This window comes from Paenibacillus sp. FSL R7-0345 (assembly GCF_038595055.1).
Classification (GTDB): domain Bacteria; phylum Bacillota; class Bacilli; order Paenibacillales; family Paenibacillaceae; genus Paenibacillus_AQ.
Window position 1 is genome coordinate 3,687,188 of record NZ_CP152002.1, and the last position, 26,286, is coordinate 3,713,473.

13 protein-coding genes are annotated in these 26,286 nt (G+C 43.8%); all 13 read left to right on the forward strand.

What is annotated here, in order from left to right; translation table 11 throughout:
• Positions 1-7 precede the first annotated feature (7 nt).
• Complete coding sequence (locus tag NST84_RS15605; protein ID WP_342561104.1) at positions 8-1,243, forward strand: helix-turn-helix transcriptional regulator; 1,236 nt, start codon at positions 8-10, stop codon at positions 1,241-1,243.
• A gap of 119 nt (positions 1,244-1,362) precedes the next feature.
• Positions 1,363-2,493 (forward strand): glycoside hydrolase family 88 protein, encoded by a 1,131-nt coding sequence (locus tag NST84_RS15610; protein WP_342561105.1) that lies wholly within the window; start codon positions 1,363-1,365, stop codon positions 2,491-2,493.
• 207 nt (positions 2,494-2,700) lie between these two features.
• Positions 2,701-3,246, forward strand: a complete 546-nt coding sequence (locus tag NST84_RS15615; RefSeq protein ID WP_342561106.1) for a hypothetical protein — start codon at positions 2,701-2,703, stop codon at positions 3,244-3,246.
• Positions 3,247-4,030: 784 nt separating this feature from the next.
• Entirely contained in the window at positions 4,031-4,987 is a 957-nt protein-coding gene (locus tag NST84_RS15620; protein WP_342561107.1) for an ABC transporter permease subunit, read from the forward strand.
• Between the two features lie 10 nt (positions 4,988-4,997).
• A complete protein-coding gene (locus tag NST84_RS15625) occupies positions 4,998-5,861 on the forward strand; it encodes a carbohydrate ABC transporter permease (RefSeq protein ID WP_342561108.1) in 864 nt (287 codons plus the stop codon).
• A gap of 87 nt (positions 5,862-5,948) precedes the next feature.
• Positions 5,949-7,550 (forward strand): extracellular solute-binding protein, encoded by a 1,602-nt coding sequence (locus tag NST84_RS15630; protein WP_342561109.1) that lies wholly within the window; start codon positions 5,949-5,951, stop codon positions 7,548-7,550.
• 98 nt (positions 7,551-7,648) lie between these two features.
• A complete protein-coding gene (locus NST84_RS15635; RefSeq protein ID WP_342561110.1) occupies positions 7,649-9,412 on the forward strand; it encodes a sensor histidine kinase in 1,764 nt (587 codons plus the stop codon).
• Positions 9,413-9,426: 14 nt separating this feature from the next.
• Complete coding sequence (locus tag NST84_RS15640; protein ID WP_342561111.1) at positions 9,427-11,001, forward strand: response regulator; 1,575 nt, start codon at positions 9,427-9,429, stop codon at positions 10,999-11,001.
• A gap of 110 nt (positions 11,002-11,111) precedes the next feature.
• Complete coding sequence (locus NST84_RS15645) at positions 11,112-14,261, forward strand: heparinase II/III family protein (RefSeq protein ID WP_342561112.1); 3,150 nt, start codon at positions 11,112-11,114, stop codon at positions 14,259-14,261.
• 286 nt (positions 14,262-14,547) lie between these two features.
• Positions 14,548-19,902, forward strand: coding sequence for a carbohydrate-binding protein (locus NST84_RS15650; protein ID WP_342561113.1), 5,355 nt, complete (start codon positions 14,548-14,550; stop codon positions 19,900-19,902).
• 50 nt (positions 19,903-19,952) lie between these two features.
• Positions 19,953-20,972, forward strand: coding sequence for an S-layer homology domain-containing protein (locus NST84_RS15655; RefSeq protein WP_342561114.1), 1,020 nt, complete (start codon positions 19,953-19,955; stop codon positions 20,970-20,972).
• Positions 20,973-21,154: 182 nt separating this feature from the next.
• The gene (locus NST84_RS15660) at positions 21,155-22,975 is read left to right on the forward strand and encodes an alginate lyase family protein (protein WP_342561115.1); all 1,821 of its coding nucleotides are present in this window, start codon (positions 21,155-21,157) and stop codon (positions 22,973-22,975) included.
• Positions 22,976-24,316: 1,341 nt separating this feature from the next.
• A complete protein-coding gene (locus NST84_RS15665; RefSeq protein ID WP_342561116.1) occupies positions 24,317-26,206 on the forward strand; it encodes an ATP-binding protein in 1,890 nt (629 codons plus the stop codon).
• Positions 26,207-26,286: the final 80 nt, after the last annotated feature.

Consider the following 26,286-nt stretch of genomic DNA (forward strand, 5'->3'; position numbering starts at 1 on the left):
GAGCAAAATGGTCAACCATAAAGATTCTTCTGCGTTTTCGGAAGTAATAAGAGAAGCACTAATATACCGCTTAATCACATTTGGTATGACTCCTTTCCATTCGGAGGATTCTCTGGCCGGTATCGTCAGACAAATATTTCCCAATAGAATTTTAATAGTATTTGTATTAAGAATAGGCGGAGCCCACATCAAGTCCTCTGATCTGACATTGAGCCTGCTTGCACCGATTAAGGAGCGAATAAGAAATCGCCTTGTCTGTGAAGGTGTGCTGTGCGGTGATAATCTGGCCGCTATAGTTGTTAACACCGAGATTTGGGAGGAGAAGTACGTTACCGAGCTGAAGCAAGAACTTGCTGAAGAGTTAATGCGATTAGAGTCGCGGCTTAAGAATAGTGCAACCCTCTGTATTGGTATTGGTTCCATAATTAATCGTGTGGAAGAACTAAAGTTCAGTTATAGACAAGCTCTTGCAGCAAGTGAGTATCAAACGTTGTTAGGCAGTAGGTCAGTTATTGAGTACGCCGAAATTGTGAACCGTGAGACCCACAAAGGAGAGTATCCATTTGATACAGAGGCGCTCTTGCTTCACGCCGTCCGTGGTGGTCAACAAGAACGGGCAGTGCAACTGTTGAATCAATTTATCCAGGAGATTGCCAAGGGGACGGTTCGTGAGCTTCATTTAAGTCTGCTCCAATTGGGCTCTGCAATCAAACGCATACCATTGCCTGATGAGAAGGGGGATGGGGCGGAGCCGCTTCGTTTGATTACGCTGGATCAGGAGCTTTTGTCAGCAAATGAGCTTGAGCGAAAGCTTCAGCTGGTGAGGCTGGAAATTGAGAAGCGAGTCCATTACAAGAACCAAGAAGAACGCGAGAAAAGAGTCGGAATTACCCAAACTGCCACAAACTATATTGAGCAGAATTACAACCGCTTCGATCTGTCAGTTGAGTCATTGGCCGAGCATGTCGGATTTTCGGCGGGTTACATCAGAAGGCTGTTCAAGGACGTCTACGGTTGTTCACCTACAGAGTATATCTTTAATCTGCGGCTGGATAAAGCTAAGCAACTGCTGAGAGAAACCGATCAGACTGCGAAGATTATTGCAGAAGAGGTTGGATACGGCAACATCAAGTATTTTTATAACACCTTCAAAAAAAACGTGGGTTTGACTACATTTGAGTATCGGGAGCAGGCAAGAAAGCTTCCAGATCCTGAAGGGGAACGAGAATACCCTAATTTGTAGCGGGGTGTGATTTCCGATTTGGTCTTTGGGGTTCAACTTTGGTGACTTGTCCATTGCCTGTGGTCAGGGTACATTGGAGCCAGAAGCAGTAATCCCAAATACAAGGAGAGAGCATAATCGTGAAAAATCCTGGTGTGGAGCAATGGCTAAGCGAGGTCTGGAGCAAGCTTGAGTCCAAGATGTCGGCGGAGTGCGATAGAATTGGTGACAGAATCCCATACATTCCAGAGGATGGCCATTATAAAGTAGATATGGCGGAAAAGGATATCTATTGGTGGACAAACGGCTTTTGGCCCGGTATGTTGTGGCAGATGTATGGAGCGACTGGACTGGAGAAATACAGATTAGCTGCAGAAGGTGTAGAACTGAAGCTGGATGCTGCATTTGATGGTTTCGAGGGTCTGCACCATGACGTAGGGTTCATGTGGCTGCATTCGGCAGTAGCCAGCTATCGTCTGACCGGTAATGCCCGGTCCAAGGTGCGCGGTATTCATGCTGCGAATCTGCTCGCCGGCCGGTATAATCCGCGGGGGAAGTTCATTCGTGCCTGGAACGATGATTGTACAGGCTGGATTATCATTGATAGCATGATGAATATTCCGATTCTGTACTGGGCCAGCCGGGAACAGAATGATCCCCGTTTTGAATATGTAGCTAGAGACCATGCTGATACTGTACTGAACCGGGCGATTCGTGAAGACGGCTCCAGCAACCATATCGTTGTTCTTGATCCCGAGAACGGGGATTTTGTTGAAGCGCCGGGAGGACAGGGCTACGCTTCAGGCTCATCCTGGTCGCGTGGCCAGAGTTGGGCGCTGTACGGCTTTGCACTCAGTTACCGCCATACTAAAGACGAGCGGTATCTAAATGCCGCCAAGCGGATTGCGCATTATTTTATCGCAAATGTGTCAGTCACCGGCTATGTGCCGCTAGTTGATTTCAGAGCACCGAAAAGCCCGGTCTACTGGGATACAACGGCTGGAGTATGCGCTGCCTGTGGCCTGCTAGAAATTGCCGAATGGGTGCCAGAACTGGAGAAAACATTCTACACTGACTCAGCCATAGCTATTCTGCAGAACATCGATGAGAAATTTTGTAATTGGAATTCAGATGAAGATTCCATTGTAGCTGGAGGGGTTGCCGCCTACCATAGCCGCAACGGTGATTTCGACGTTCCAATTTTATATGGAGATTATTTCTTTATTGAAGCCATTACTCGCCTTTTGGGCAAACATACTCTACTATGGTAGAATGATTTGACCGATTTAAAAGATATCTCTAATAAGGTAAAGCCCTTACACAACACACAAGGGCTTTATTTTTTTGTCTATATTACTTTAACCATCATTTAATTAAACCTGAAGATAGTGCAAGTGTTTTGAAATAGAGATGAAGATATCGGATGTTGCTGCAAATATAATAATAGCTGAGAAAGAATCGAAAGGGTTGATAAGAAAATGAATGATATAAATCAGCAAAAAGTGAAAGCAGGTTTGCACTCATCCAGCAATTCAAGCATCTCCCCTGCAGTGAACAACAAAATAGGTTATTGGATGAAGGATGCAGAGGGATTGCCTTGTTTCAATTACATCGGTAGAATCCCCTATTCTTCCACTTTATCTAACGGGAACAGAGTGAAATTGTCGGATGACCCATGGTTCCTGCTCGGAAACTGCCAATTGACACTTTTTACTCATGTCAGCGGGGAGTATGAATTAATCACAGGGCAACGCTCCTGGGGACGTGTGAATCAGGGTGTGAAAAAGAACTCCGGCTTAAACCGATCGGTACTGGAAATTCTAGATAGTGGCCAGGTAAAGGAAGCCATCCTTTTAACCGGAATGAATTCCTTGGCAGCAGATCCATCCGTTTGCAACCGCATATTCGGTTGTGGTTTTGCTGATTATACCTACATTATCGGATACCTGACAGTTGAAAGAAACCTCTCCGTAAAGCCATCAGACACTCCATACAATGGGCATCGGCTTTCCTGCTTACAGTAACTACACTTCTGCTAAACGCCGATCCTAAGGGCGGGTGGTCCGCACCAGAAGTAAAGACCGATGACGATTTAAAACGACAAGGTGAAAATATTGCAAGAATTGATGAAATAGCGAGAGCTTCCGGTATTGTATGTTGTTTTCACAATCACGGCGCAACAAAGCCGCTCGCCGAAGGTGATCTTCGATCGGTAACAGAATTTGCTGGAAATGAGGTGAAACTATGCATTGATACAGGGTAGGCTCATGTTGCAGGGTACGATCCTATTTCGTGGATACGTGACTACTCTGAGCGGATACACGCTGTTCATCTACGTAATCAACGAGGGCCGGTCCCTTCAGTCCAGTTTAATGAAGGTGATATAGACACGAGGGAATTTTTGTAAACTATAAACGAAATTAGCTATTCCGGTTGGCTGACATTTGAACTCCATCATTTAGTTGAGACATGTTCTGTTTTAAGTGTATCGGAGGCGACCAAGCGTTCTGTAAATTTACTGATCAATTCTATAGAACACATTTAAATTCAATTCCATGTGAAGCCCGGGTGGTTGTGTAATATAGGTTACTTTTTTAATCAAGGCGTCTAACAGCTTCCGGTCCACCGGAGGAACTGCGGACGTCTTTTTATTATTCGAAAGGAAAAGCTTTCTACATTAATTACCGTTAATAAGAAAGTTGTTTTTCTATACAAAAGCCATAGGATTTTGCCTCTGCGAGTTTAAATTGCCGTGATAGAATAAATTCACGACATGAAACAAAAGCATTCAAAGGAGGCTTTGAGAAAGTGAGTACCAACATTGAAGTTCAGCTCCAAGGCACGAAGACAGAAGGCAGGCTGAATCGGGCATGGGCCTTAGTCAAGCGTGATTGGTTTCTGTATTTGCTGCTGGTTCCTTTTCTCGCATGGTATGCCATCTTCGTATTCAAACCAATGTATGGCATTCAGATTGCGTTTAAAGACTATAGCGTTTTCAAAGGGATTTCAGGTAGTGAATGGGTTGGGCTGCAGCATTTTCAGGATTTTTTACAGAGTGAGAATTTCTTGCGTGTGCTTAAGAACACATTGATTATTAGCTTTTACACGTTGCTGTTCGTGTTTCCCGCACCAATTATTTTTGCTTTACTGCTCAATGAGGTGAAGAATTCCTTCTTCAAAAAGACGGTACAGACCTTCACCTATATGCCGCATTTTATTTCAGTGGTCATCGTTGCGGGTATTGTCACTAACTTCCTGGCCCCGACTAACGGGTTGATCAATATCATTATTGATAAGCTGGGAGGAGAGAAGATATATTTTCTGGCTGTTGCTGATTACTTCAGGACAATTCTCAACTCCATGAGTATCTGGCAGAGCACAGGATTCTCGGCAATCATCTATATAGCTGCACTTTCGGGGGTCAACCAAGAACTATATGAAGCAGCGGTTATCGATGGAGCAAACAAATGGAAGCGTACACTCAATGTGACAATTCCTGGTATTTTGCCGACAATTATGATTATGCTGATTCTGCAGGTTGGGCACTTGCTGGATGTGGGATATGAAGCCATCGTGTTGCTGTATCAACCAGTAACATATGCTACCGCAGATGTTATCAGTACTTACGTATACCGCGAAGGGATAGTAAACGGCAGATATGATATGGCTGCAGCAGTAGGGCTTTTCAATTCAGTAATCGGATTTATCCTTATAATTGTTGCTAACAAGTTAAGTAAGAAGTATACAGAATCTGGCTTATGGTAGGTGAATGCAAATGATGGAGAGTCGTGGAGAGAAGATTTTTTATGGATTCAACTATTTAATTCTAGGTTTGTTCGCTTGCTGTACCTTGTATCCATTCCTGTATGTGCTGTCTGCTTCATTTAGTTCGCCGCAGGCGGTGGTCACAGGCCAGGTGCTTCTGTTTCCAAAAGGAATTACAATGGAAGCTTATAATGCTGTATTTAATGAAAAAGGAATTTGGATGGGGTACGCCAATACAATCTTTTACACTGTTGCGGGTACACTGACCAGTATGGCTTTGACTATTGCGGGAGCATATGCCTTGTCTAAAAAAAGATTGAAGGGCCGCGTAGCCATCAATATGCTGATCTCATTTACACTGATTTTCAGCGCTGGAATGATTCCCATGTATCTGAATTTCCGTGATTTGGGACTGCTCGATAATCGGTGGGGAATTGTTATTGGGTTTGGGCTGAATACGTTCAACTTCATTATTCTACGAACCTTCTTCCAATCGATCCCCGAAGAGATAGAGGAAGCAGCCCGAATTGACGGCGCGGGCGATATCGCAGTTATGATGAAGCTGGTGCTGCCGCTGTCCAAGGCTTCACTGGCGACCATCGCGCTGTTCTACGCAGTGGCACGCTGGAACGGATTTTTCTGGTCTATGCTGCTGCTGCGAAGTGAAGACAAATTTCCGCTTCAGCTGATTTTAAACCGGCTTGTCGTGCAAATGAAGCCATCTGAGAGCATGATGAATGATATTGCCTTTAGTACAGGGGAAACCGTAATTTATGCAACGATTATTGTTGCTATTCTGCCGATCATTATCGTGTATCCATTCATCCAGAAATACTTTGTCAAAGGCGTTATGATTGGATCTTTGAAAGGCTAAGGAAGGTATCCGGACGGGGTTGTGCCTGCAATCCCGTTTTGATATAAAGATTCTAAGAAATTTTATAAGAACAAAGGGGGAATATTAATGAAAAGAAAATCGTTACTCGTACTTTCGATGCTGCTCCTGGGCGGCTCCTTGCTATCGGCTTGCGGTGGCAACAACAATGCTTCCCAAGAACCAGGAAATACCCAAGCATCGCCGGAAGCTACAGCAACAGAAGGATCAACAGGAAATTCTTATTTGGCAAGTGAGAAAGCGCTTAATTTAGATATATTTTACTTTGATAATACCGGTACAGTCAAAATGGATGCACCTGTGTTAAAAAAGGCGGCGGAGCTGACCAACATCTCGTTGAATAACGTGGCTTCAGCGGGTGGAGAGGAGAAGCAAGCGTATAATTTGATGCTGGCTTCTGGTACAATCCCTGATATTATCAGCTATTATACAGCTGACCTTAACACAATTGGTGATCAAGGCGCACTCGCCCCCCTGAATGAAGCAATTGACAAATATGCCCCGAATTTTAAGAAGTTCCTTGATGAAAACGAGGATGTAAAGAAAGCGATTACTACTCCGGATGGCAATATCTATGTGGTTCCCTTCGTCGCGGACGGTACTGCTTCTACCGGGTGGTTTATCCGCCAGGATTGGCTTGATAAGCTGGGACTGCAAGAGCCGAAAACAGTCGATGAATTCTATGAAGTTCTGAAGGCCTTCCGAGACAAGGACCCCAATGGGAACGGAAAAAAGGATGAGGTACCTTATTTCCAGCGTGACAATGTTGTAGGAGTATTCTCATTGCTTCCGCTGTGGGATGCATTCCATACCTTCTATATTAAAGACAACAAAATTGTCTTCGGTCCTTATGAGGATCAATTTGAAACCGGTATCAGTAATATTGCCAAATGGTACTCGGAAGGACTGATAGACAAGGAAATTTACACCCGTGCTAAAGCGCGTGAAGCATTGCTCGGCAACAATACGGCTGGTGCAACTCACGATTGGTTTGCGAGCACATCCAATTTTAACAACAGCTTGAAGGAGCAAGTTCCTGACATTAACCTGATCCCATTTGCTCCACCGGCCAGTGCATCCGGCAAAGTATTTGAAGTGGGAATGCGCGCTAAGCTTAGCGGCTATGGCTGGGCAATCTCCGCACAGAGCAAGCATTTGGAAGAAGCAATGAAATATTTTGACTTCTGGTGGACAGAAGAGGGACGGAGATTGTTCAACTTCGGTCTAGAAGGCGATACGTATACTCTGGTTGACGGCAAACCGATATTTACAGATGATGTACTGAGTCAACCAGCTGTCAACGGTTATCTGGTGGAGAAGTTCGGTGCACAGCTGCCTAAAATGGGCGCTTGGCAAGACTTCTCATATGAAGAGCAATGGACTAATGAAATTGCTCTAAAAGGAGTCAAGGCTTACCAAGATGGAAACTTTATTTCGGCAGATTATACTCTTCCTACACTTAACTTCACAGAAGAAGAACAGAAACGCATTGGCGAACTTAAGGGGCAAATCGATACATTCTTCGCTGAGAAAACGCAAAAATGGGTGATGGGCGGCGAGGATGTAGCTGCAAACTTTGCAGCTTACAAAGAGCAGCTGAAGAAATTGGGCGTTGAAGAATATCTCGGAATTTATAATGAAGCGTACACAAGGTATTTGGAAATGAAGTAGAATGAAATATAATGGAGGAGCCGAAATGCGGCTTCTCTATTGTTATTTCTGTAGAGAAGACGAGACGGGTGGATAATAAGCTGCGGGAGTGTCTTACAATGATGAAATGGCTATACACAACCACCTTCAAGGCACGGATAAGAATCTCAATGATCCTGCTAACAGTAACTGCACTGGTTGTTAGCGGAAGCACTTCGTATTTCATTGCGGCCGGTATCCTGGAAAGTAAGTCCTACCAGCTTAATCAGGGAATGATTGACAAGTCAGCCCAGGCATTGGAGGAAAAGCTTCGTAAGGTCCGGTTAGCTGTTCTAACCTTCATGTCAAGCGATCAGTTTAATCAATTAATCCTTAGCACATCCAGTAACAAGCAATTGGATTATTTTAACCATTTCAAGCTCAATCAATCACTGCAGACCCCGATTTTTCAGATGAAGCTCGTTGAACCGGGCATTACGTCTATTTTTATTAAAACACCTGCTGGAGAGTTCTACTCCAGTAACGAAGAGCGTCTGAAAGGAGCCTCTTTTGAAGATAGCCTTATCTACCCGTTGCTGGAGAAGTACCGGCTTCCTGCCTGGGTGGAATCGCATGAGGATGATCTGTTTGAAAGCCGGAATAAAGTGCTGAGTCTGTTGTTTGTACCTATTATTCAGAATACTTCCAATGTTCACGTTGTAGTTAACGTTAGTGATGATATTCTGAGCGATTATCTGCTTAAAAACAGCGGAGATGCGAGGCTAATTGTATTCACCGAGAATAACCAGTTGGCGTTTGAGACGGATGAGTTGAGCAGATTACTAGCTGCAGAGCCTGAATTTCGTCAGCGGCTGGTAAATGAAAAAGGACATTTTGAATACACGTTTAACCGAACACGTTATTTGGTAAATTACTCTACAGTATCCTTCCCTGATAATTGGATGATGGTCCATTTAATATCCCGAAATACATTGCTTAAAGATGTCCAGCTCATACAGTGGGTTACCTTAAGCACAATCTTTCTGTTTGCACTGCTAGCAATGTTCATGTCTGGCAAGCTGACCCGTATGTTGCTGCGTCCTTTGAACCATCTGCAATCGGTAATGAAGAAGGTGGAACAGGAAGATCTGTCTATTCGATTCGAGGGACGCTATGAAGATGAACTTACCCATGTCGGTTTGCGCTTCAATAGTATGCTGGATCGGGTTGAGATGCTAATACAAGAACGGATGGCTGCGGAGCAGGCTGAGCGGATAGCCGAAATGAAGGCATTACAAGCGCAGATTAATCCACATTTTCTGTATAATACTTTGAACACTATTCTATGGAAATCGCATTCGGGGCAGCAGGAAGATGTGAGAGAAATGATTATGTCTTTGTCTATTCTGTTCCGTACAGGATTAAATAGCGGGGAAGAGATGACGACCATAGGCAAAGAATTGGAGAATGTAACTCAATATTTGCGGATCCAAAAGCTGTGTTATGCCCATTTGTTCGTGTATGAGATTATTTGTGATAAAGAATCTGAAGAGCTGCCCATACTAAAACTATTGTTGCAGCCACTAGTCGAGAATAGTATATTGCACGGCTTCAAGGATCTTCAGGGTGGAGGGGTTGTCCGTATATGTATTGAGCAACAACAGGATATATTACAGATAGAAGTACAAGATAATGGTCAAGGATTTAACACTTCTTTAGTAGATACAGGAATAGATAACTCGGTTTGCGTTGAGCATTCAGGGTTTGCGCTTAACAACATTCGTCAGAGGCTTGCTCTTTATTACAGAGATGCTGCCGAGCTGAGTATAAGTAGCAATTCTAATACAGGAACCATTATTAAAATCAAGATACCGATGGAATTCAAAAAGGATGATGAAGGATGAAAACGCACTGCACAATGGTCATTATTGACGACATTCCTGCTGTTGTGGAAGGCATTGCCAACGATATGCCTTGGTCAGATTATTCCATTCAAGTCGTTGGGACAGCATATAATGGTCTCGACGGTCTGAAGTTGATAGAGCAACTGAATCCGGATATTATCGTTACAGATATACGGATGCCCAAACTTAGTGGTATCGAGATGATTGAGAGATCAAAGCGGACAGGGGCTAAGCTGATCTTTATTAGCGGATATTCCGATTTCAGTTATGCACAACAGGTAGTTAAGCTCGGCGGTTTCGACTATATTCTCAAGCCGTTTACTCCTATGCAATTGGTTGAAGTTATCTGCAAGGCAAAGGCGCAATGGGATGAAGAAAATAAGCGCCAGGATCATCTGCAGCAGGTTGAGCGCAAACTTAGGGAGAGTATGCCCCTGCTAAAGCAGGAGTATTTAAATCTATTGGTCCGATATACTTCGCGTCCCGAAAAAGTGAGAGAGCGGTGGGATTTCCTGAATGTAGAAATGGACGACCAAGACTATGCTGTACTGGCCGTCGAAATAGACCGTTATTCCAATTCGGCGTCAGCTGTAGGTGAAGTGGAGGTGCTGCATTTTGCTATGCACAATATTCTGCATGAGACAATTACAGCTTCAACTGCTGCTGTAGTTTTTCGTGATGGACCGGATCGTTTCATCTGTCTTGTCAATGATCGTAAAGGGTGTGATATCCTGTCCATTGCTGAGCAATGCCGGGAGAATATAGAAAGATATTCACGTGCAACAGTCTCCATAGGAGTAGGAAATACGGTGAGAGATATTATTGAGTTGCCTTTAAGCTATCAACAGGCCATGAATGCGCTCTCTTATAATTTCTATTCTGGGGGCAATAGTGTGTTTGCCTATCCCGATTATGGTGTGAATTCGGATGTATATATCAAATTCTCCTCAGACCAGGAGCGCGAACTGATTTATGTAATTCGTTCAGGTGCTGTGGAAAGGCTTGAGCTTGTCCTTGATAATATATTTACTGAATGGATGGAAGGACTAGTGCTCCCGGCACCTGAGAAAGTCAAAGTTTTCTGTACTGAAATGATGTTGAATATCAGAAATGCATTACATGAGGAACAAGAGCTTGAGGATCACCGTTTTTTTGACAAAAAGATGGAGGAAATGACCTATAATTCAGATTCAATTAGGACATTGCGGGGAATTGTAGGAGAATTATGTCACCGATACTGCCAGGAGATTGGGAGTAAGCAGAAAGCCTCTGCCCACGAAGTCATTAACGAATCCATTCAGTATATCCGGGAACATCTTGAGTTAAATGAATCCGTTGCAGATTATGCCAGACAGGTACATTTAAGTACCAGCTATTACTCTAATTTATTTAAAAAGGTGACTGGTCAGTCTGTACTTCAGTTTGTAGTGAATGAAAAGATGGAAAAGGCTAAATGTCTGCTTATACAGGGAATATCATTAAATGAAGTTGCAGCGGCGGTTGGTTATGATGAGCGATCTTATTTCAGTGATGTATTTAAGAAAAAGGTAGGAATGGCTCCCTCGGAATTCCGAAAGACATATCAATAATCATCCGATTTCCCCCTTACAAAGTTGGAATTTGCCTTCTTTCTTGAGGATAAAGCCCTTAGGATAATGAATAGGAGTGCATTTTAACAGGAAATGAAAGGGGAAAAGGAATGTCAGAACATTCACCAGCTCGATTAAAATTGCAATCTTTAGTGGAGCGGGCAGAGCGCTTGCTGGAAACAGACAGAGAATTTTTTACAGATGGTACACTTTTGGCACTGTCGGACTCCTTAACCGAAGCTAAACAGGCACTTGCAGGAAAGCGCTGTCTCCCCTTCAATAGAAGCAGGGAATTTCTTACACCGAGGGAAGAGGAGGAGATTCTTTTTGCAACGGCAAGATTCACAATGGCTCCGTCCTACGCTTATTTGGGTGAAACAGATCATTTATATGGACTGGAGCCAGCCCTTGGATGGTTTGAGCAGCAGAACATGCGGTTCAAGAGTGCAGAGTGGCTTAACGCGAAGGCGAAATTTGTATTGGAGCAGGCAGAAGATCTATTGAATAGTGCTGTATATAATAATGCTGTAGGCAGTTATGATGTAGCTTGCGGGGATCAATTACGGCTTGCAATGGACTGCGTAAAGCAGACAAGCTCGCACGCGAGTATGCAAATCAATGAGGATTTAGCCCGCTCTCTTGTTACATGCATGAACCGCATTCGGGATTTCAGGTTCTCCAGAATCCTTAGAACAGATACAGATCATTTTTGCAATTTATATACGACCAAAGAAGGCTGGCATAAGCTAAAGGAAAGCGTATTGAAGGACCAGATTGTTGCTGAGCAGTACAAGCGTATACGGGAAATTGCAGATAGCCATAGCTTGGAATATATTGAAAATGCAGCTTTGCTCATGCAGGAAAACATAGATTATAGTGTGATTAATCAAGAATTCTACGTATGGAGCTTTACTGATAAGCTGATAAATTTCACCGCTCCAGAGCATGCAGTATCGGCTTCGCTGGCTTTTATTCTTCCTGCTGAAGAAAATGAGCAGCACGGACTGGGGCATGTGTGGATTGATAATGTTGAGATGCAATCAGCAAGCGGTGGTAGTATACAGATACTTAACAACGGGTTTGATAAAGGAGAATCAGGCAGTCCGTATCACTGGAAGGCGGCAGCACTTCATGGAGAGCCGGTATTCCGCTGGGAAGAGGAATATCCTTTCTGTGGTGGTGGGGACAGAGCAAAAGCGAGCAGGTCTGACTCCTCTTCTCGAGCTGCCGCTCAAGCTCAGAATGTTCAAAAGCAACATTCGCTTTATCTTTGCAACCCTACGGATCAGGATGAAGGGGCTTGGGTATATAGCAACGATATCAACATCAAGAGCGGAGAGAGCTATACAATTAGTTTTGCCGCTAAACTGGACGGAAAGTTTAAGAAGGGGCTAAAAACAGTAGTCACATTCAAAGACGACTCGGGTACAGAATTGAGCCGTTTTGAACATGCGTTCAACCGTAAATCCTCACTGCCCAATCCCAGCTTCCAACTTACGATGCAATGTGATGCTATTCAATATGCTTTTACCAATGATGTAGATTATGCGATTAAAACCAAGAAAGAGATGTTATACAATCTGCATGACTTCTGCCAGGGTGCGGAGCATTGGCTGGTAACCAATGAGCGTCCGCAGGGAAGTGACAGTTACGGGGCTGTACAAGGCGGAAGGCTGCTGTGCAGCATAGCAGTATCATACTCAATGATTAAAGAGGCAGCGGTCTTTACGAAGAACGAGAAAGAACGCCTATACGCATTACTGGAATACATGCTTCGTTATATGATGGACTTGAGAGACCGTACTGAACTTACTCCCTTTGAAGCGCAATATGGCACAAGTAACTGGCATACGGATATGTGTGCGGGGACCGGATACCTTATGATGGCATTGGAGGATTTCCCCAACCGCAAAACATGGCTGTATAACGCCAATAGTGTCCTGAAATCACAATTAAGTCTGAACCTGAATTCAGATTATTCCTGGCCTGAGTCCATCCGCTATCACCACGCGGCTTTGGAGCGTTTTGCCGGATATGCGAAGGTACTAAACCATATGCTGGAAGAAAACTGGTTTCAAGCTACCCGGCTCTCCAATATGTTTGACTACAGCATTCAAGTACAGACTCCTGGTTATCAGTTTTATGACGGTCATATCGGGACCCCGCCATTTGGTGATCATGCGCTGGGGGGCGGTTCTGAATTCGGAAGCTACCCGATTTATCTGAAGGAAATTGAAAGGATTGACAAGAGTCTCGCTGACCGGATGTATCATAGCTGGAAGCTTGCAGGTCAACCTTTGAAGGGGTTCTGGGGTGAGGCCGTGGCGCTGGAAAATTTACTGGGAACAGTAGAATACTATGCGCCTCTTCATCCGCTTGAGCTAGGCTCAAATCAAAGTTTTGAAAATGCGGGGATTTATACTTTTCGGAAAAATCCGCTATCTGCTGACCAGAGTTATTTTGCCATCATGTCAAGTCCGAAGCCCATCGGGCACGGTCATTTGGATCAAGGGTCTTTCATTGTGTACAAAAACTCGATTCCGCTTGTGATGGATTCCGGTATAGAGGGATACTTCGACGTCAGCACAAGCTGGCATATTAGTTCATATTCTCATGCCTGTATGCAGTTCTCAACTCAAAAGAAGCATATCGCAAAGTCTGCAGGTGCGATTAATTTAACAGCAGGAACCTATAGTCTGGAACGTGGTTGGGTTGACACTCCCAAAACAAGCAGAGTACTAGACTCTGCAACAGGAGGAGACATTGATTCCATAACAATCGAAATTATGAACCCAGAAGGGCAAGGCAGACATATTCGAGAGGTCCTTTATCTCAAAGCATATGATTTGTATGTCATTCGGGATTCAGTGGAAAATTTTGAAGGAGAGGTTCTATTTAGTCTGCCCATAGCTTCCAATACATCTGTTATCTCCGGACAGAGGGTTCTGTCCGGAGGATATTACGGTGTTGACATAGAAACTCTATTCTTAAGTAAACTGAATCGGATTTGGCTGGATAAAGGGCGTACAACCCGCTTTTTCCCCAGTGATGAGAAGATCTCTACGATGGATTACATCAGAGCTGTTGCCGATGCTAAAGAAGGTTTTGTTACAGTGCTCTATCCTCATGCAAAAGGAGCAAGAAGACTGGAGATTTCCAAGCAGGAAGATCATACCATAATCATCTCTATGGAAAAGTCCCAGGTCAAGGTTACTACAAGCCGTGATAAGTTAATTATCAATCAGCTAAACTACATGTGAATTTGAAATATCATGAAAGGGATACTCAAACGTCTAATTTGAGTGTCCCTTTTGTCATAATTATTGAGATTATTATAGAAAGTTGTTTTTACCCATTCTTATAGTAGGAATTTAGGTTTACGTAAAAATGGAATTTACGGTACTATCCTTGAAGGAGAAGTGTTCCTCAGCTCAAAGATGGTACTGGGATGAAAATCAAAAGTAAACAATCCTCCATCTGAATGGTAAGCGCTTACCACGAGCTGCTAGAAGTATATTAAATTTCAACTTTGCGGGAGGTTAAAGGATGAAGAGTAACAAACTACCACGGTCATTACTAAAAACACTTTTAATTGTAGTTATGATTTTGGATTTGTCTTCAATATCGGTGCAAGCTGCTCCTATCAATGAAACTGCGAACGTACATCAAAGCACTGAAACTGCTATATATGATCAGCCTATAATTCAGGAAACAGTTAGCGCCGCTGGTTTTGTTCACCCTGCTGTAGGTTTCACCGGTGATACATTGAGATTAATGCAGCAGCAGATAGCAATTGGAGCAGAGCCCTGGGCAAGCGCTTTTGAGAGCTTCCGCAACAGTACAAGCGGTTCACTCGATTATGATATCCGCAATCAGAGCAAGGTTGATCCAACAAAACCTGCATATACCAGGATTGATAATGATGCCAAAGCAAAAGAGGCTAAGGTGGATGCCGAGGCTGCTTTTACGGATGCAGTGATATGGACAGCAACAGGTGATATTCGCTACCGTGAAAAGGCAATGTCCATTATTCGGCTATGGTCGCAAATAGACCCAACGAATCCCTCGGGCTTCACAGATTCACATATCAGCATCGGGGATGCTATGTCCAATATGGTAAGAGCGGCGGAATTACTGAGGTATACCGATTGCGAGGGAGAATGGGGCTGGACGGAGCAGGACACTACCTTATTTAACCAGAATTTTCTGATGGCTTTTTATGACGGGAATTTCTATCATAACAATGGCAGATGGATGAATCAGCATGGGATTATATCTTTGGCATACACGATGGCGGCAGTTTTCTCAGATAATACTTCTTGGTACAAAGAAGCTGTTGAATGGGCAACAGCCAATAAAACGGCTACATTTAAAGGGCAATCCGGTGATATTTATCATCAAATTCGCTATGTCACGCAAAATGAACGGACCGGTGAGCCGGTTGAACCTCACGTTCAACTGGTCGAAATGGGCAGGGATATGGGGCATGCCTCAGGCAATACATCAACACTGTCCATGATTGCCTACATGACTGAAATACAAGGTACAAGGGTGGATCCAGACCCAGCCTCACCGACTTTTGGTGAAATTACAAACGCTGCAAATGGAAAGGGGATGTTTGAATTTCTGGATAACCGGATTCTGGCAGGGGCAAATGTACTGGCCAAGTATAATTTGGGTTATGATATCCTCTATTCGCCTGTGAACATCAGCAACGCGGTAATTGCTGACCCTGCCGGAAATTATATGGATACGGTTAGCGACAATGGCAGGGGCCTGGGGTATGCGTCGGAACTGACCTACGGCTACTATATGCACCATATCAATACACCACTTGATCCAAATGATGAGAGAATTAAGTATTTGCATCAATCTATACTCAAACAAGGCGGATTGGCAGCGTTCCCTTCTTACGTTCTACTGCAGGGAACCGAAGATCTGGCTACAGGAGAAATAACCGGGCCACCCTTACCGCTCAGTCAACCAACATATGCTGAAGTGAAATCAGCCTATGATCGTATGCAGGCCTTTGATTATCTGGGAAGAAGCGCAACAACCAGCACGAGCATATTTAAGGATCAGGATGGTATGCGCTCTGTATTATATGATGTACGTTATGAAAATCAGTATACCTGGTATGATCTTGACCTGGACGATACCTACAATAATATAACAATACGGGCTGCAAGCAATTCCAGTGCAGGTACGAAGGTTGATGTAATTTTACTTGATGATGTTGCGGGGCTGGACCGGACCAATGTAACAGCAGCCAATCTTGCTAGCGGCAAGGTACTTGCAACACTCAAGGTACCCAATACCGGCTGGTGGACGAATTATACTACAGTGTCAGGGAAACTGAGCCAACCGCTTACAGGACAACATGTAATCGCCTTCAAGTATTATGGAAGTGCTAACTGGTTGTCTTATCAGATTGCCTTTGATTGGTTTGCTTTCTCTGATAGCTATGCGGGCGGGGAGAATATTGTATCAGAGGGGGTTCTTTCCGGTGCAGCCTCCACCGTTGCTGAAGGTGTTCAACTAGAGACCGGTGGAACCATTTCCTTCACTAAAATGAATTATGATAGCGGTAACAACAGCATTGAATTACAGGCTAAGACATCGGATGCTAACGGGAAATTACACTTGTACAGTGGCAGTGAACTGGTTACAACCTATAATTTAACGAATACAGCAGGCTCGCTGATCAAATTTACTGCTGATATTGAGGCTGCAGATATTGCAAAAATCACAGGAATTCATGATGTTTCATTAAAATATGAAGGCTCATCGCCCATAGTACTGAAGACTTACAGAAATATTGAACGAAATCGCCTGGTGTCTGAATCAGGTTCAAATACCAGCAGCTATCAAATTGAAGATCAAGCTGTCCCTATAAGTGGAGGATTCGAGAGTGATACGGAAGGGCAGATATCTTATGTGAAAGCAGCAAACGGAAGTCTGATCTATTTGAGTCAGGCTGCGCTTCAAGTGGACAGAACTAAAGACTGTATAGTTTCATTCACCGTTAAGTCAAACGGGAAGGCTACATTGAATTTGATGAGAGATGCATCTGCCGTACCATTTGCAGCTATAGCTATACCGGATACCAAGGGAGAATGGCTAAGGGTAAGCACTAATATCTCTGACAAATATGTAAGCACCGATGATTATCCGACCAATTTGAAAAGTGTGTTCATCTCCATGAAAGCTGAGGCTCAGGATACGGAAATACTGCTGGATAGCTATGCGCTTGACCCTGCAGAGATTCCACCTGGTATACAGTTGTCTACTGACCAAGGACATGAGCTTCAATCAGTATCTGCTTACGAGAATAGTAATCCGTTCAAACTGCAGGTTTCTGTGCAGGACCCAGACTCTATAAATGTTGCCCTGTTCACAGACAACCAGAGTTTTATGCAGAGCAATCTAGATGGGAAAAATGGGGGTCAAATTACAATTAACCCAGCTGGCCTAAGTCCTGGCGAATATGAATTTCATATTTATGCCCAAGATGATTCTAAGAATTTTGTAGACAAAAGATTTATCTTTACGCTTTATTCAGAGGTGGAGAACCAAGCTCCAGCAAACCTGACAGCAGCATTGGCCGGAGCAGACAGTACTGTGCTTCATTGGACCGAGGTGAAGGGAGCCACATTCTATTCGATATACCGTAAAGAAGGTGCTAGTGGAAGCTTCATTAAAGTAGGCGACACTACTGCCACCCAATATACGGATACAAGTCTTCATGAAGGTACTAAATATTACTATAAAGTAGCCGCAGTCGGATATTCAGGAGAATCACCGCAAAGTGAAGCTGTAACTATTACAACGTTAAAACCGATTTCAGTAGTATCTTCCATGGTTAAGGCAACTACAAATATATGGCCGGGCACAGGGACGCCGGAAGAGAATGCTTGGCTTGCCTTTGATGGGAATACGGCTACTGCAACTGATACGATTACAAATCCAGGTTGGATATTGATTGACTTTGGTGTAGGAAATGAGCAGGTGCCAGGCGGAATGAAGTTCTATCCACGTAGTACCAATGTTAGCCGAATGAACGGTGCGGTTATTCAAGGCTCGAATGATGGTACTAACTTTACAGATTTATACAGCATAAGTGGCATAAGTACAGTCAAATGGTATTTCGTTGAAATCGGTAACAGTACCAGCACGGCTTACCGTTATCTGCGTTATTACACCCCTAAAGGGAATGCGAATGTGGCAGAGCTGGCGTTTTATGCTAAGCCGGCATTAGACGAAAATACTGCACCTGTATTTACTGTTTTGGATCCGGTCAATGTATCTACCGGGCAAATTCTCACGAAGAATATCACTGCCACGGATAAGGAAGGAGATACGATTACTTATACAGGAGTGGATTTGCCTGAGGGTGCTGTACTTCATCCGACAAATGGAAGCTTCAGCTGGATTCCAGAAATTGCTGGTAATTATGTGCTTCAATTCAAAGCAACGGATGCTAAGGGTGCCGAGTCTACAATGACATGGAATGTTACTGTAACAGACGATACCGGGCCAGTAAAAGACCACAGTGCGAGCCTGCGTGGTCCAGCATTGGCTGCTCCCGGACAGAATGTGGATATAAATATCGGCATTCATGGTGTACCTGAAGGATTCTCAACCGTACAGGTGGCAGTATATTATGACCCGTCTGTGTTAAGTTTCGCAACGATATCCGACAATCAGGGGCAACATATTCTGGCCGAGCATGTGGTAGAATCACCGGAAGCTGGTGTTCAGATCATTGGAACCGGAGTGAAGCCGGAGCTAGGTCAAATTCTACTGATTGTTGCTGTTACGGAAACAGAGAGTTTACTGACGGATTCCGACCCGCTCATTATTCTACATGGACAGGTGAAAGCAGGGGCTATGACCGGAGTTACAAATGTTAGCTTGCATGAATTTGAAGTTTCTCTGGACGGCCAATCCAACTTGATTGATACCTCTCAAGCATCACTGGATATTCAAATTAAAGTGGATAAATCAACATTAATAGCGGCAATCGAATCGGCACAAACATTATATGATGTGGCAGTTGAGGGCAACGAACCGGGACAATATCCAGTAGGTTCCAAAGCGGCGCTGCTAACGGCAATAGGCCAAGCGAATACAATAGCAAATAATGAAGATGCGACACAATCTGAAGCCTATAATGCAGCTGAAGTATTGAATGAAGCGGTGAGGACTTTTATGGCTTCCTTAATTGGTGTGAATAAAGTGGGTTTGCAGGTAGTCATAGAGGAAGCGTTGCAAATCTCTTCGATAGCTGTTGCTGGTGATGCGCCTGGCCAGTACCCTGCAGTAGCTAAGTCTATATTTGATGGGGCCATTCAGCGTGCAGTTGCTGTACGCGATAATAGCAAGTCCTCACAGCAGGAAGTGAATGAAGCTGCGGAAGCACTTCATACGGCAATTGGAGTATTCCGCAATAGCGTGAATCAGAGCCAGAACCAGCCTGTTGATAAGACGATGCTGGATGAAGCGCTTCAGACCATTCAGGCCAAGCTGAACAAAGCGGTTCCGGGAACGAAGGTTGGCCAATATCCGGAATCAGCTATTTCAGCTCTCCAAACGGCGCTAAATTCAGCTAAGGCAGTCCGTGCTAATGCCGCGGCAGTTCAGACCGAGATTAATGCAGCTGTTAGTGCGCTCCACAAAGCACAGGAAACGTTCTCGTTACAACTCATTACGTTGATACCAGGGGAAACGAAAATAAGCATCAAAGATCTGTCGCTTATTGCAAAATATTACGGGTTGAAGTCTTCGGATGCAAACTGGAGCGAAATTGAAAAAGCTGATTTATTTCATACAGGCGAAATATCTATCCGTGAGCTGGCTGCAGTTGCACAGATGATTGTCTCCGATTGGCTGGAAGACTAAAATACGCACAATGAAGAAGGGAAGGCGTAGCTGCGCCTTCCCGAAGGGGGATGAACAATAAAATGAGACAAAAAGCGCAGCTGTTAACAATATTGATCCTAATACTCTGTACAAGTGCTTTTCCCGGAGTCAGCTCCGCTGAGCAGCCAAAACCGTCTTTTGAACTTATACTATCCCCATCATCCAGTGTAGTTACATTAACTGTTAAGGGGCACGATCTACAGGACTTGTATGCCTGGGAAATGAATCTGGAATATAATTCCAAAATATTGAAATTCATTAAAGCAAGCGTAGAAGGTATCGGATATTCTGTTGAGCCAAAGCTTGAAGGGAGCCAGCTCAGGCTAGCTCATACTAAAATGGGGGAGGTGAATGGTGACAACGGAGAACGAGTATTGACGAGTATTGAGTTTGAGCCGTTAGCTTCTGGGAAAACGGAAATAGCACTCCTTGATATCAAACTGGTGGATTCCAATCTGGAGATGTCGATATCCAAACCGGACACACGTGTCACGTTGCAGACAACCGTCAATTTTACGGATACCAAGGGTCATTGGGCAGAGGCGGCCATTGCCAAGGCACTGAAAATTGGTTTTGTGGAAGGTTATCAGGACGGGACGTTCCGTCCAAAGAAGGCTGTAACCAGAGCAGAGTTCGCTGCTATGCTTGTCCGTGCGCTGCAGCTTGGGAACGCCAGTGATGTAATATCATTTCATGATGCAAGTGAAATTCCTGTATGGGCTATGCCTAAAGTGCAGGCATTGGTGAAGGAGAAGCTGCTATTTGGTTATCCGGATCAAACCTTCCGTCCAGATTCACTAATTACCCGAGCTGAGATGGCTGTTGTTGCTGTTCGTGCGGTCAGCAATCCAATGGGGGCAGCTACAGGATTGATCTTTGCAGATTCAACGGAAATTCCAGAGTGGGCTAAAGCCAGCATCTCAGAGGCTTATAGAATGGGATTGATGAAGGGGATTGGTAATAACCGTTTTTCTCCAGATGCACAAGTGACGCGCGCGGAGGCTGTAGCTGTTATTTTGAATTTGCTTGAACAGCTGAGAACTGACTGAATAAGGAATCAACCCAATATTCAGGATGAGGTGATTTCGTGAAGGTTATGAGCAAAAAATTGTTAATATTTCTACTGGCTCTGTTCGTACTGTTAAGTATCGTAGTGATACCGCCTAAGCAAGTCTCAGCAGCTGGATTTGCCCATCCAGGCATTATGCATAATTCCGCTGACCTTACTCGTATGATTAATAATCAGAATACCGAACCGTGGAAGTCAGCGCTGGCTAATTTTAAGAAAGATGCCAAAGCCTCCTCAAGCTATGTGAAACAGGGTCCTTACAGCACAGTATGCCGGAAGGATTCGGCATTATCTACTTGTACAAGTGCGGATTATGGCAATAGCGCACTGGAGAATGATTCAAGAGCCGCCTATTATAATGCGCTATTGTGGAATATCACAGGAACGCAGGCTTATGCCAATAAAGCAATTGAAATATTGAATGCCTGGTCCAGCACCCTCACTACTATAGCAGGAACGGATGCACAGCTTGCGGCCGGCGACAATGCGATCTTCCTTGCTAATGCCGGGGAACTTCTCCGCTACAGTAACTCAGGGTGGAGTTCGGCTAATATTACCCAACTGGAAAATGTATTGACCAATGTCTTTTATCCACAGATTTCGGTAATCGGGGATGCTAATTGGGGCGGATCCTGCCTGAAATCGATCATTTCAATTGCCATTTTCACGAATAATCAAACGATGTTTGACTATGCCATTGCTAATTATAGAACCAATGACTGCGCTGCCCTAACGAAAAATGTAATGTCCACCGGTCAAATCTCCGAATCGGGACGTGATCAGGTGCATGCCTTGGGCGGACTTGGAAATCTGATTGTTGTTGCTGAAATTGCCTGGAAGCAGGGGGTAGATCTGTACGGGGATGCTGATAACCGTCTACTTGCCGGCTCCGAGTATTGGTCGAATTACAATCTGGGTAATACCGAAACCTCTTACGATACAACATATGGACGCTGTACAATGGGGCCATGGGGGGCAATAAGTGCTACAGGAAGAAGTGCATCCTTCGGTTGGGCACAAAATGAAGTAGTCTATGCTCATTATGTCGTCCGCAAAGGACTGAGCGCTCCCTTTACAACTGCCTATATGAACGGAATGCCTGCGACTGATCCGGATGCTGCATTGCTTACTTTTGCCTATCGTCTAGGTACAATTTCTGATGCTACAAAGCCTTCAGCCCCAACCAATTTGTCAGCAACTCCGCTTTCAGACAAGATAATCAACTTAAGCTGGACGGCTTCTACAGACAATATTGCGGTAAGCGGATATAAGATTTACCGGAATGGAGCGATTATAGGCTATTCACCGTCAACGGATTATACCGATAGCGGGCTTATTGCATCAACAGCTTACAATTATTCCGTCAGCGCGTACGACAGCAGTTCTAATACATCGAACGTCAGTAACACGGTTACCCCCACAACTTTAGCCTCGGCGACCGCTCAAATTCCTTTCTCCAGCCAGGATATTGGCGCTGTAGGTGCTGCTGGCAGTTATAGCTACGGCGGCGGCACTTATACTCTGAAGGGCTCGGGCAGCGATATTTGGGACAAATCGGATCAGTTCCGGTTTGCTTATGTTCCAATTAAAGGGGACAAAACGATTACAGCACGTGTAGTCAGTCTGACCAACACTCATTCGTCGGCAAAAGCGGGGGTAATGATCCGTGAGTCGTTGCTTGGTTACGGCAGCAATGTATTCTCAGCATTGAAGCCGGCACTCGCCGTAGCTCAATACCGGTCTGCACCTGGAGCAGCTTCGTACTCCCCGGCATCCGTTACAGCAAGTTCGCCATATTGGGTCAGAGCAACCCGCAGTGGTAATGTCGTTACCACCTTCATTTCACCAAATGGGTCTACATGGACCCAGACGGGATCATCCCTAATATCAGCAGCAGGTACGGCGTATTTCGGTCTTGCTGTAACCTCACATGTTAATACAACGCTAAGTACGGCTGTATTTGATAATGTTAGTATTCAGTAAAAATTTAACGTGAAACATACATCGCCTCCATGGCTCCATCCGGGATTATCCGGAGAGGCAATGGAGGTTTTATTCTGTATGGATTTTCGTAGCGTCTTAATACTTGTTTTTGTGTTGAGTAGGTGTTTCGCCAAGTCCTGAGATGTAACGGGCTTAGCCCCTATAGTTCGGGTTGAGGTCACCCAGATGGCCATGCTTCAAACGCCTTCTATAACGGGCTGCAGGCAGGGAAGCCGTATTGTTTAATGATTGTAGATCGGGACGTCGAATGTAAATGGAGCAAATTCATTATATTTACTTTAAAACGAAATCACTGTCGGCTGCTGATGTTCGCCTAAACCGATCTATGAAGATGACGATTACAGCTGAACTAAAAAAACTATCTGTTGATCCGAACGGCGATGTGATCACGTACTCCTGGACGATCTCAGGACAAGCAGGCCACTGCAGCAAATCCTCTACCATAAAGGATGTCACGATACCAGGCTCAGTAATTGAGAATAATGCCGACAAGTGTATCTTTTCCTTGCAGGCGACAAATGTAGTAGGTCTGGTCAGAAAGGGATAAGCAATACGATTATGGTAAGTGAGATTGGCATGTCGGCAACCATGACCAATTCACCGGATTGGGAGAAGGACCGGTAGACCTGGAATGCAAAGATACCAGATGCTTTTCATCCGTACTACATATTAAACCCAGTGAACAATTTGTGCTGTCATCCGGAATTCTTCTGCTTACTTACCCCGAATTGATCATCGGTACGCTTTGTTCTGTATTCATCTGCTTTATCGTAATCACCTCGTGATGCAGCTTGTTAACTTTTGGATTGCTATTGACCTTCTCTGTTATAGCAACAAATTGGTAATACTATCTTCGCCATCCAGATAGCCCTTTCTCAAATAAACCGGATGCGTCAATTGGGACAAACACGTCCACTTAGCATGTTAAAAAACTCCCCTTAGCTTTATGAAGTGTCCACCAATCTAATCCAATACTTATCGAAAATTAAATTACGTAAAATACTGTTTTGACGAATCTTTTAAGATTAGAATTTAATTCTCAAGGTGAGCAAGGAATAATATTTATCTTGAAGTTAGAAAAAAAAGAATTCGTTCGTAACCCTAATATTACAGAATAATACCCCTTTTCATAAAGGACTATAAAGATTTTTGATCCCCTTTTTCTAATAACAAAATGTAGTATTGTTTAATAGTTGTTGTCTCCGTAAACCAACCATATATGGTAGAATTATCTGAGCGGATGGAACAAATAGCCAAATAGTAAAGTATTGATCCTGGCTATCAATCTACCTCTAAATTTTTTTGGTGGAGGGGAACCTTATGAAGTTAAAAAGACTTATTATCAAAAATTTCCGATCTTACAAGGATGAGATTCAGATTTCGATAGATGATTTTACTGCTCTCATCGGAAGAAATGATATCGGAAAATCCACAATACTCGAAGCGATGGAAATTTTTTTCAATAATAAACTAATCAAACTGGAGTCCACTGATGCCTGCGTACATAACACTGATAAAGAAGTGATCATTGGGTGTTTGTTTTCTGACCTTCCCCAACAGGTCATATTGGATTCCCAATCCTCAACTACCTTCGCGGACGAATTTTTGCTAAACCGTCAAGGCGAGCTAGAGATACATAAAATCTACAACTGTAGCCTAAAATCCCCTAAAGAAGCCGTTTACGCTCTTTGTTACCATCCACATGCCCAGAATACCACTGATCTGATAAAGATTAAAAACCCTGAATTAAAGAAGCGCGCAAGAGAATTGGGAATCAATCTGGAATCAATTGACCAACGCTCTAACCCCGCCCTTCGCCAAGCTATTCGAGGTCAAATTGCCAATCTGGAGCTAGAAGAACAGCTCATATCCTTAAATGATGAGAATGCAAAGTCTATATGGGAGAACATCGAAAAATTGCTGCCACAATTTGCTTTATTCCAAGCAGATCGACCAAGTAAAGACGACGATTCCGAAGTCCAGGATCCCATGAAGTTTGCCATCGAACAAGCGATAAAAACTGTGGAGCAAGATCTTGAACAAATAAAAGTAACGGTTCATCGACAGGTTATGGACGTGGCGGTTAGAACCCTTGAAAAGCTAAGACAAATGGATCCAGACCTTGCAACAGAATTGGCTCCTCAGTTTAAATCTGAGCCCAAGTGGGAAGGTCTTTTTAAACTATCCTTAACCGGGGATGATCAAATACCGATTAATAAACGTGGGAGCGGTGTACGTCGACTTGTTCTTCTTAACTTCTTCCGAGCTGAAGTTGAGCGCAAACAAGCTGCTGCAGGTACCCCAAGGGTTATTTATGCCATTGAAGAGCCCGAAACAGCCCAGCATCCAAATAATCAAAAAATGTTGATAGAAGCCCTTTTAGACCTTTCTCAAACTGAAAATTGTCAAGTAATGATTACTACCCATGTTCCCGGACTAGCAGGTCTCATTGATGTCAAAAACCTAAGATTTATCGAAAAGGATTCCATGGGTATTAGACGAATTACACACAATGATGATGCTGTATATCAGAAAATTGCAGATCAGTTAGGTGTCATTCCAGACCAACGAGTTCAAGTGTTTATTTGCGTGGAAGGGCCTCATGATATTCGGTTTTTAAAGCATGTAAGCCGAGTGCTGCGTGCTTCAAATCCCATAATCCCGGATTTAGAAAACGATCCTAGAATCATCATGCTTCACCTTGGCGGAAGCACATTAAAGGATTGGGTGTCTTCAAATTATCTTAAAACATTAGGGATTCCTGAGGTTCACATATATGACCGGGATGAAGCTGTTCAGCCAAAGTACATAAGAGAAGTAAATATGGTTAACAGCAGGGGGAATGGTTCAATTGCTTTTTATACGAGCAAGCGGGAAATGGAAAACTACCTGCATCCTGCAGCAATCTCCGCCGAATATGGTTTTGAATTAGCATTCTCCGAAATGGATGATGTCCCAACCATGGTGGCTAAATTACAGCATGGAGCAAATTCGGATAATCCTTGGGATTTACTTGAAGATATTAAAATTAAGAAAAAGGTATCCCAGGCTAAAAAGAGGTTAAATAATGAAGTTGCAATGAAAATGACTTACGAACAGCTTTGTGAAGTAGATACCAATAAAGATATAGAAAGTTGGTTTGAAGCAATAATAGCAATTTTGAGCATACAGACGGCCCAAGCTATGGCAGCTCCTGCTACAGAAACTTAAACATATTGAGGGGACCACCAATCTAGAACGAGTATTGGTAGTCCCTTTTTTATGGGAGTAATAAAAATAGCAAATGAAAT

Excerpts from the sequence above, each read along its gene's own strand:
- NST84_RS15605 (WP_342561104.1), top strand. The coding sequence starts at position 8 with ATGGTCAACCATAAAGATTCTTCTGCGTTTTCGGAAGTAATAAGAGAA.
- NST84_RS15655 (WP_342561114.1), top strand. The coding sequence starts at position 19,953 with ATGAACAATAAAATGAGACAAAAAGCGCAGCTGTTAACAATATTGATC.
- NST84_RS15660 (WP_342561115.1), top strand. The coding sequence starts at position 21,155 with ATGATTAATAATCAGAATACCGAACCGTGGAAGTCAGCGCTGGCTAAT.
- NST84_RS15645 (WP_342561112.1), top strand. The coding sequence starts at position 11,112 with ATGTCAGAACATTCACCAGCTCGATTAAAATTGCAATCTTTAGTGGAG.
- NST84_RS15640 (WP_342561111.1), top strand. The coding sequence starts at position 9,427 with ATGGTCATTATTGACGACATTCCTGCTGTTGTGGAAGGCATTGCCAAC.
- NST84_RS15615 (WP_342561106.1), top strand. The coding sequence starts at position 2,701 with ATGAATGATATAAATCAGCAAAAAGTGAAAGCAGGTTTGCACTCATCC.
- NST84_RS15650 (WP_342561113.1), top strand. The coding sequence starts at position 14,548 with ATGAAGAGTAACAAACTACCACGGTCATTACTAAAAACACTTTTAATT.
- NST84_RS15625 (WP_342561108.1), top strand. The coding sequence starts at position 4,998 with ATGATGGAGAGTCGTGGAGAGAAGATTTTTTATGGATTCAACTATTTA.
- NST84_RS15665 (WP_342561116.1), top strand. The coding sequence starts at position 24,317 with ATGAAGTTAAAAAGACTTATTATCAAAAATTTCCGATCTTACAAGGAT.
- NST84_RS15635 (WP_342561110.1), top strand. The coding sequence starts at position 7,649 with ATGATGAAATGGCTATACACAACCACCTTCAAGGCACGGATAAGAATC.
- NST84_RS15630 (WP_342561109.1), top strand. The coding sequence starts at position 5,949 with ATGAAAAGAAAATCGTTACTCGTACTTTCGATGCTGCTCCTGGGCGGC.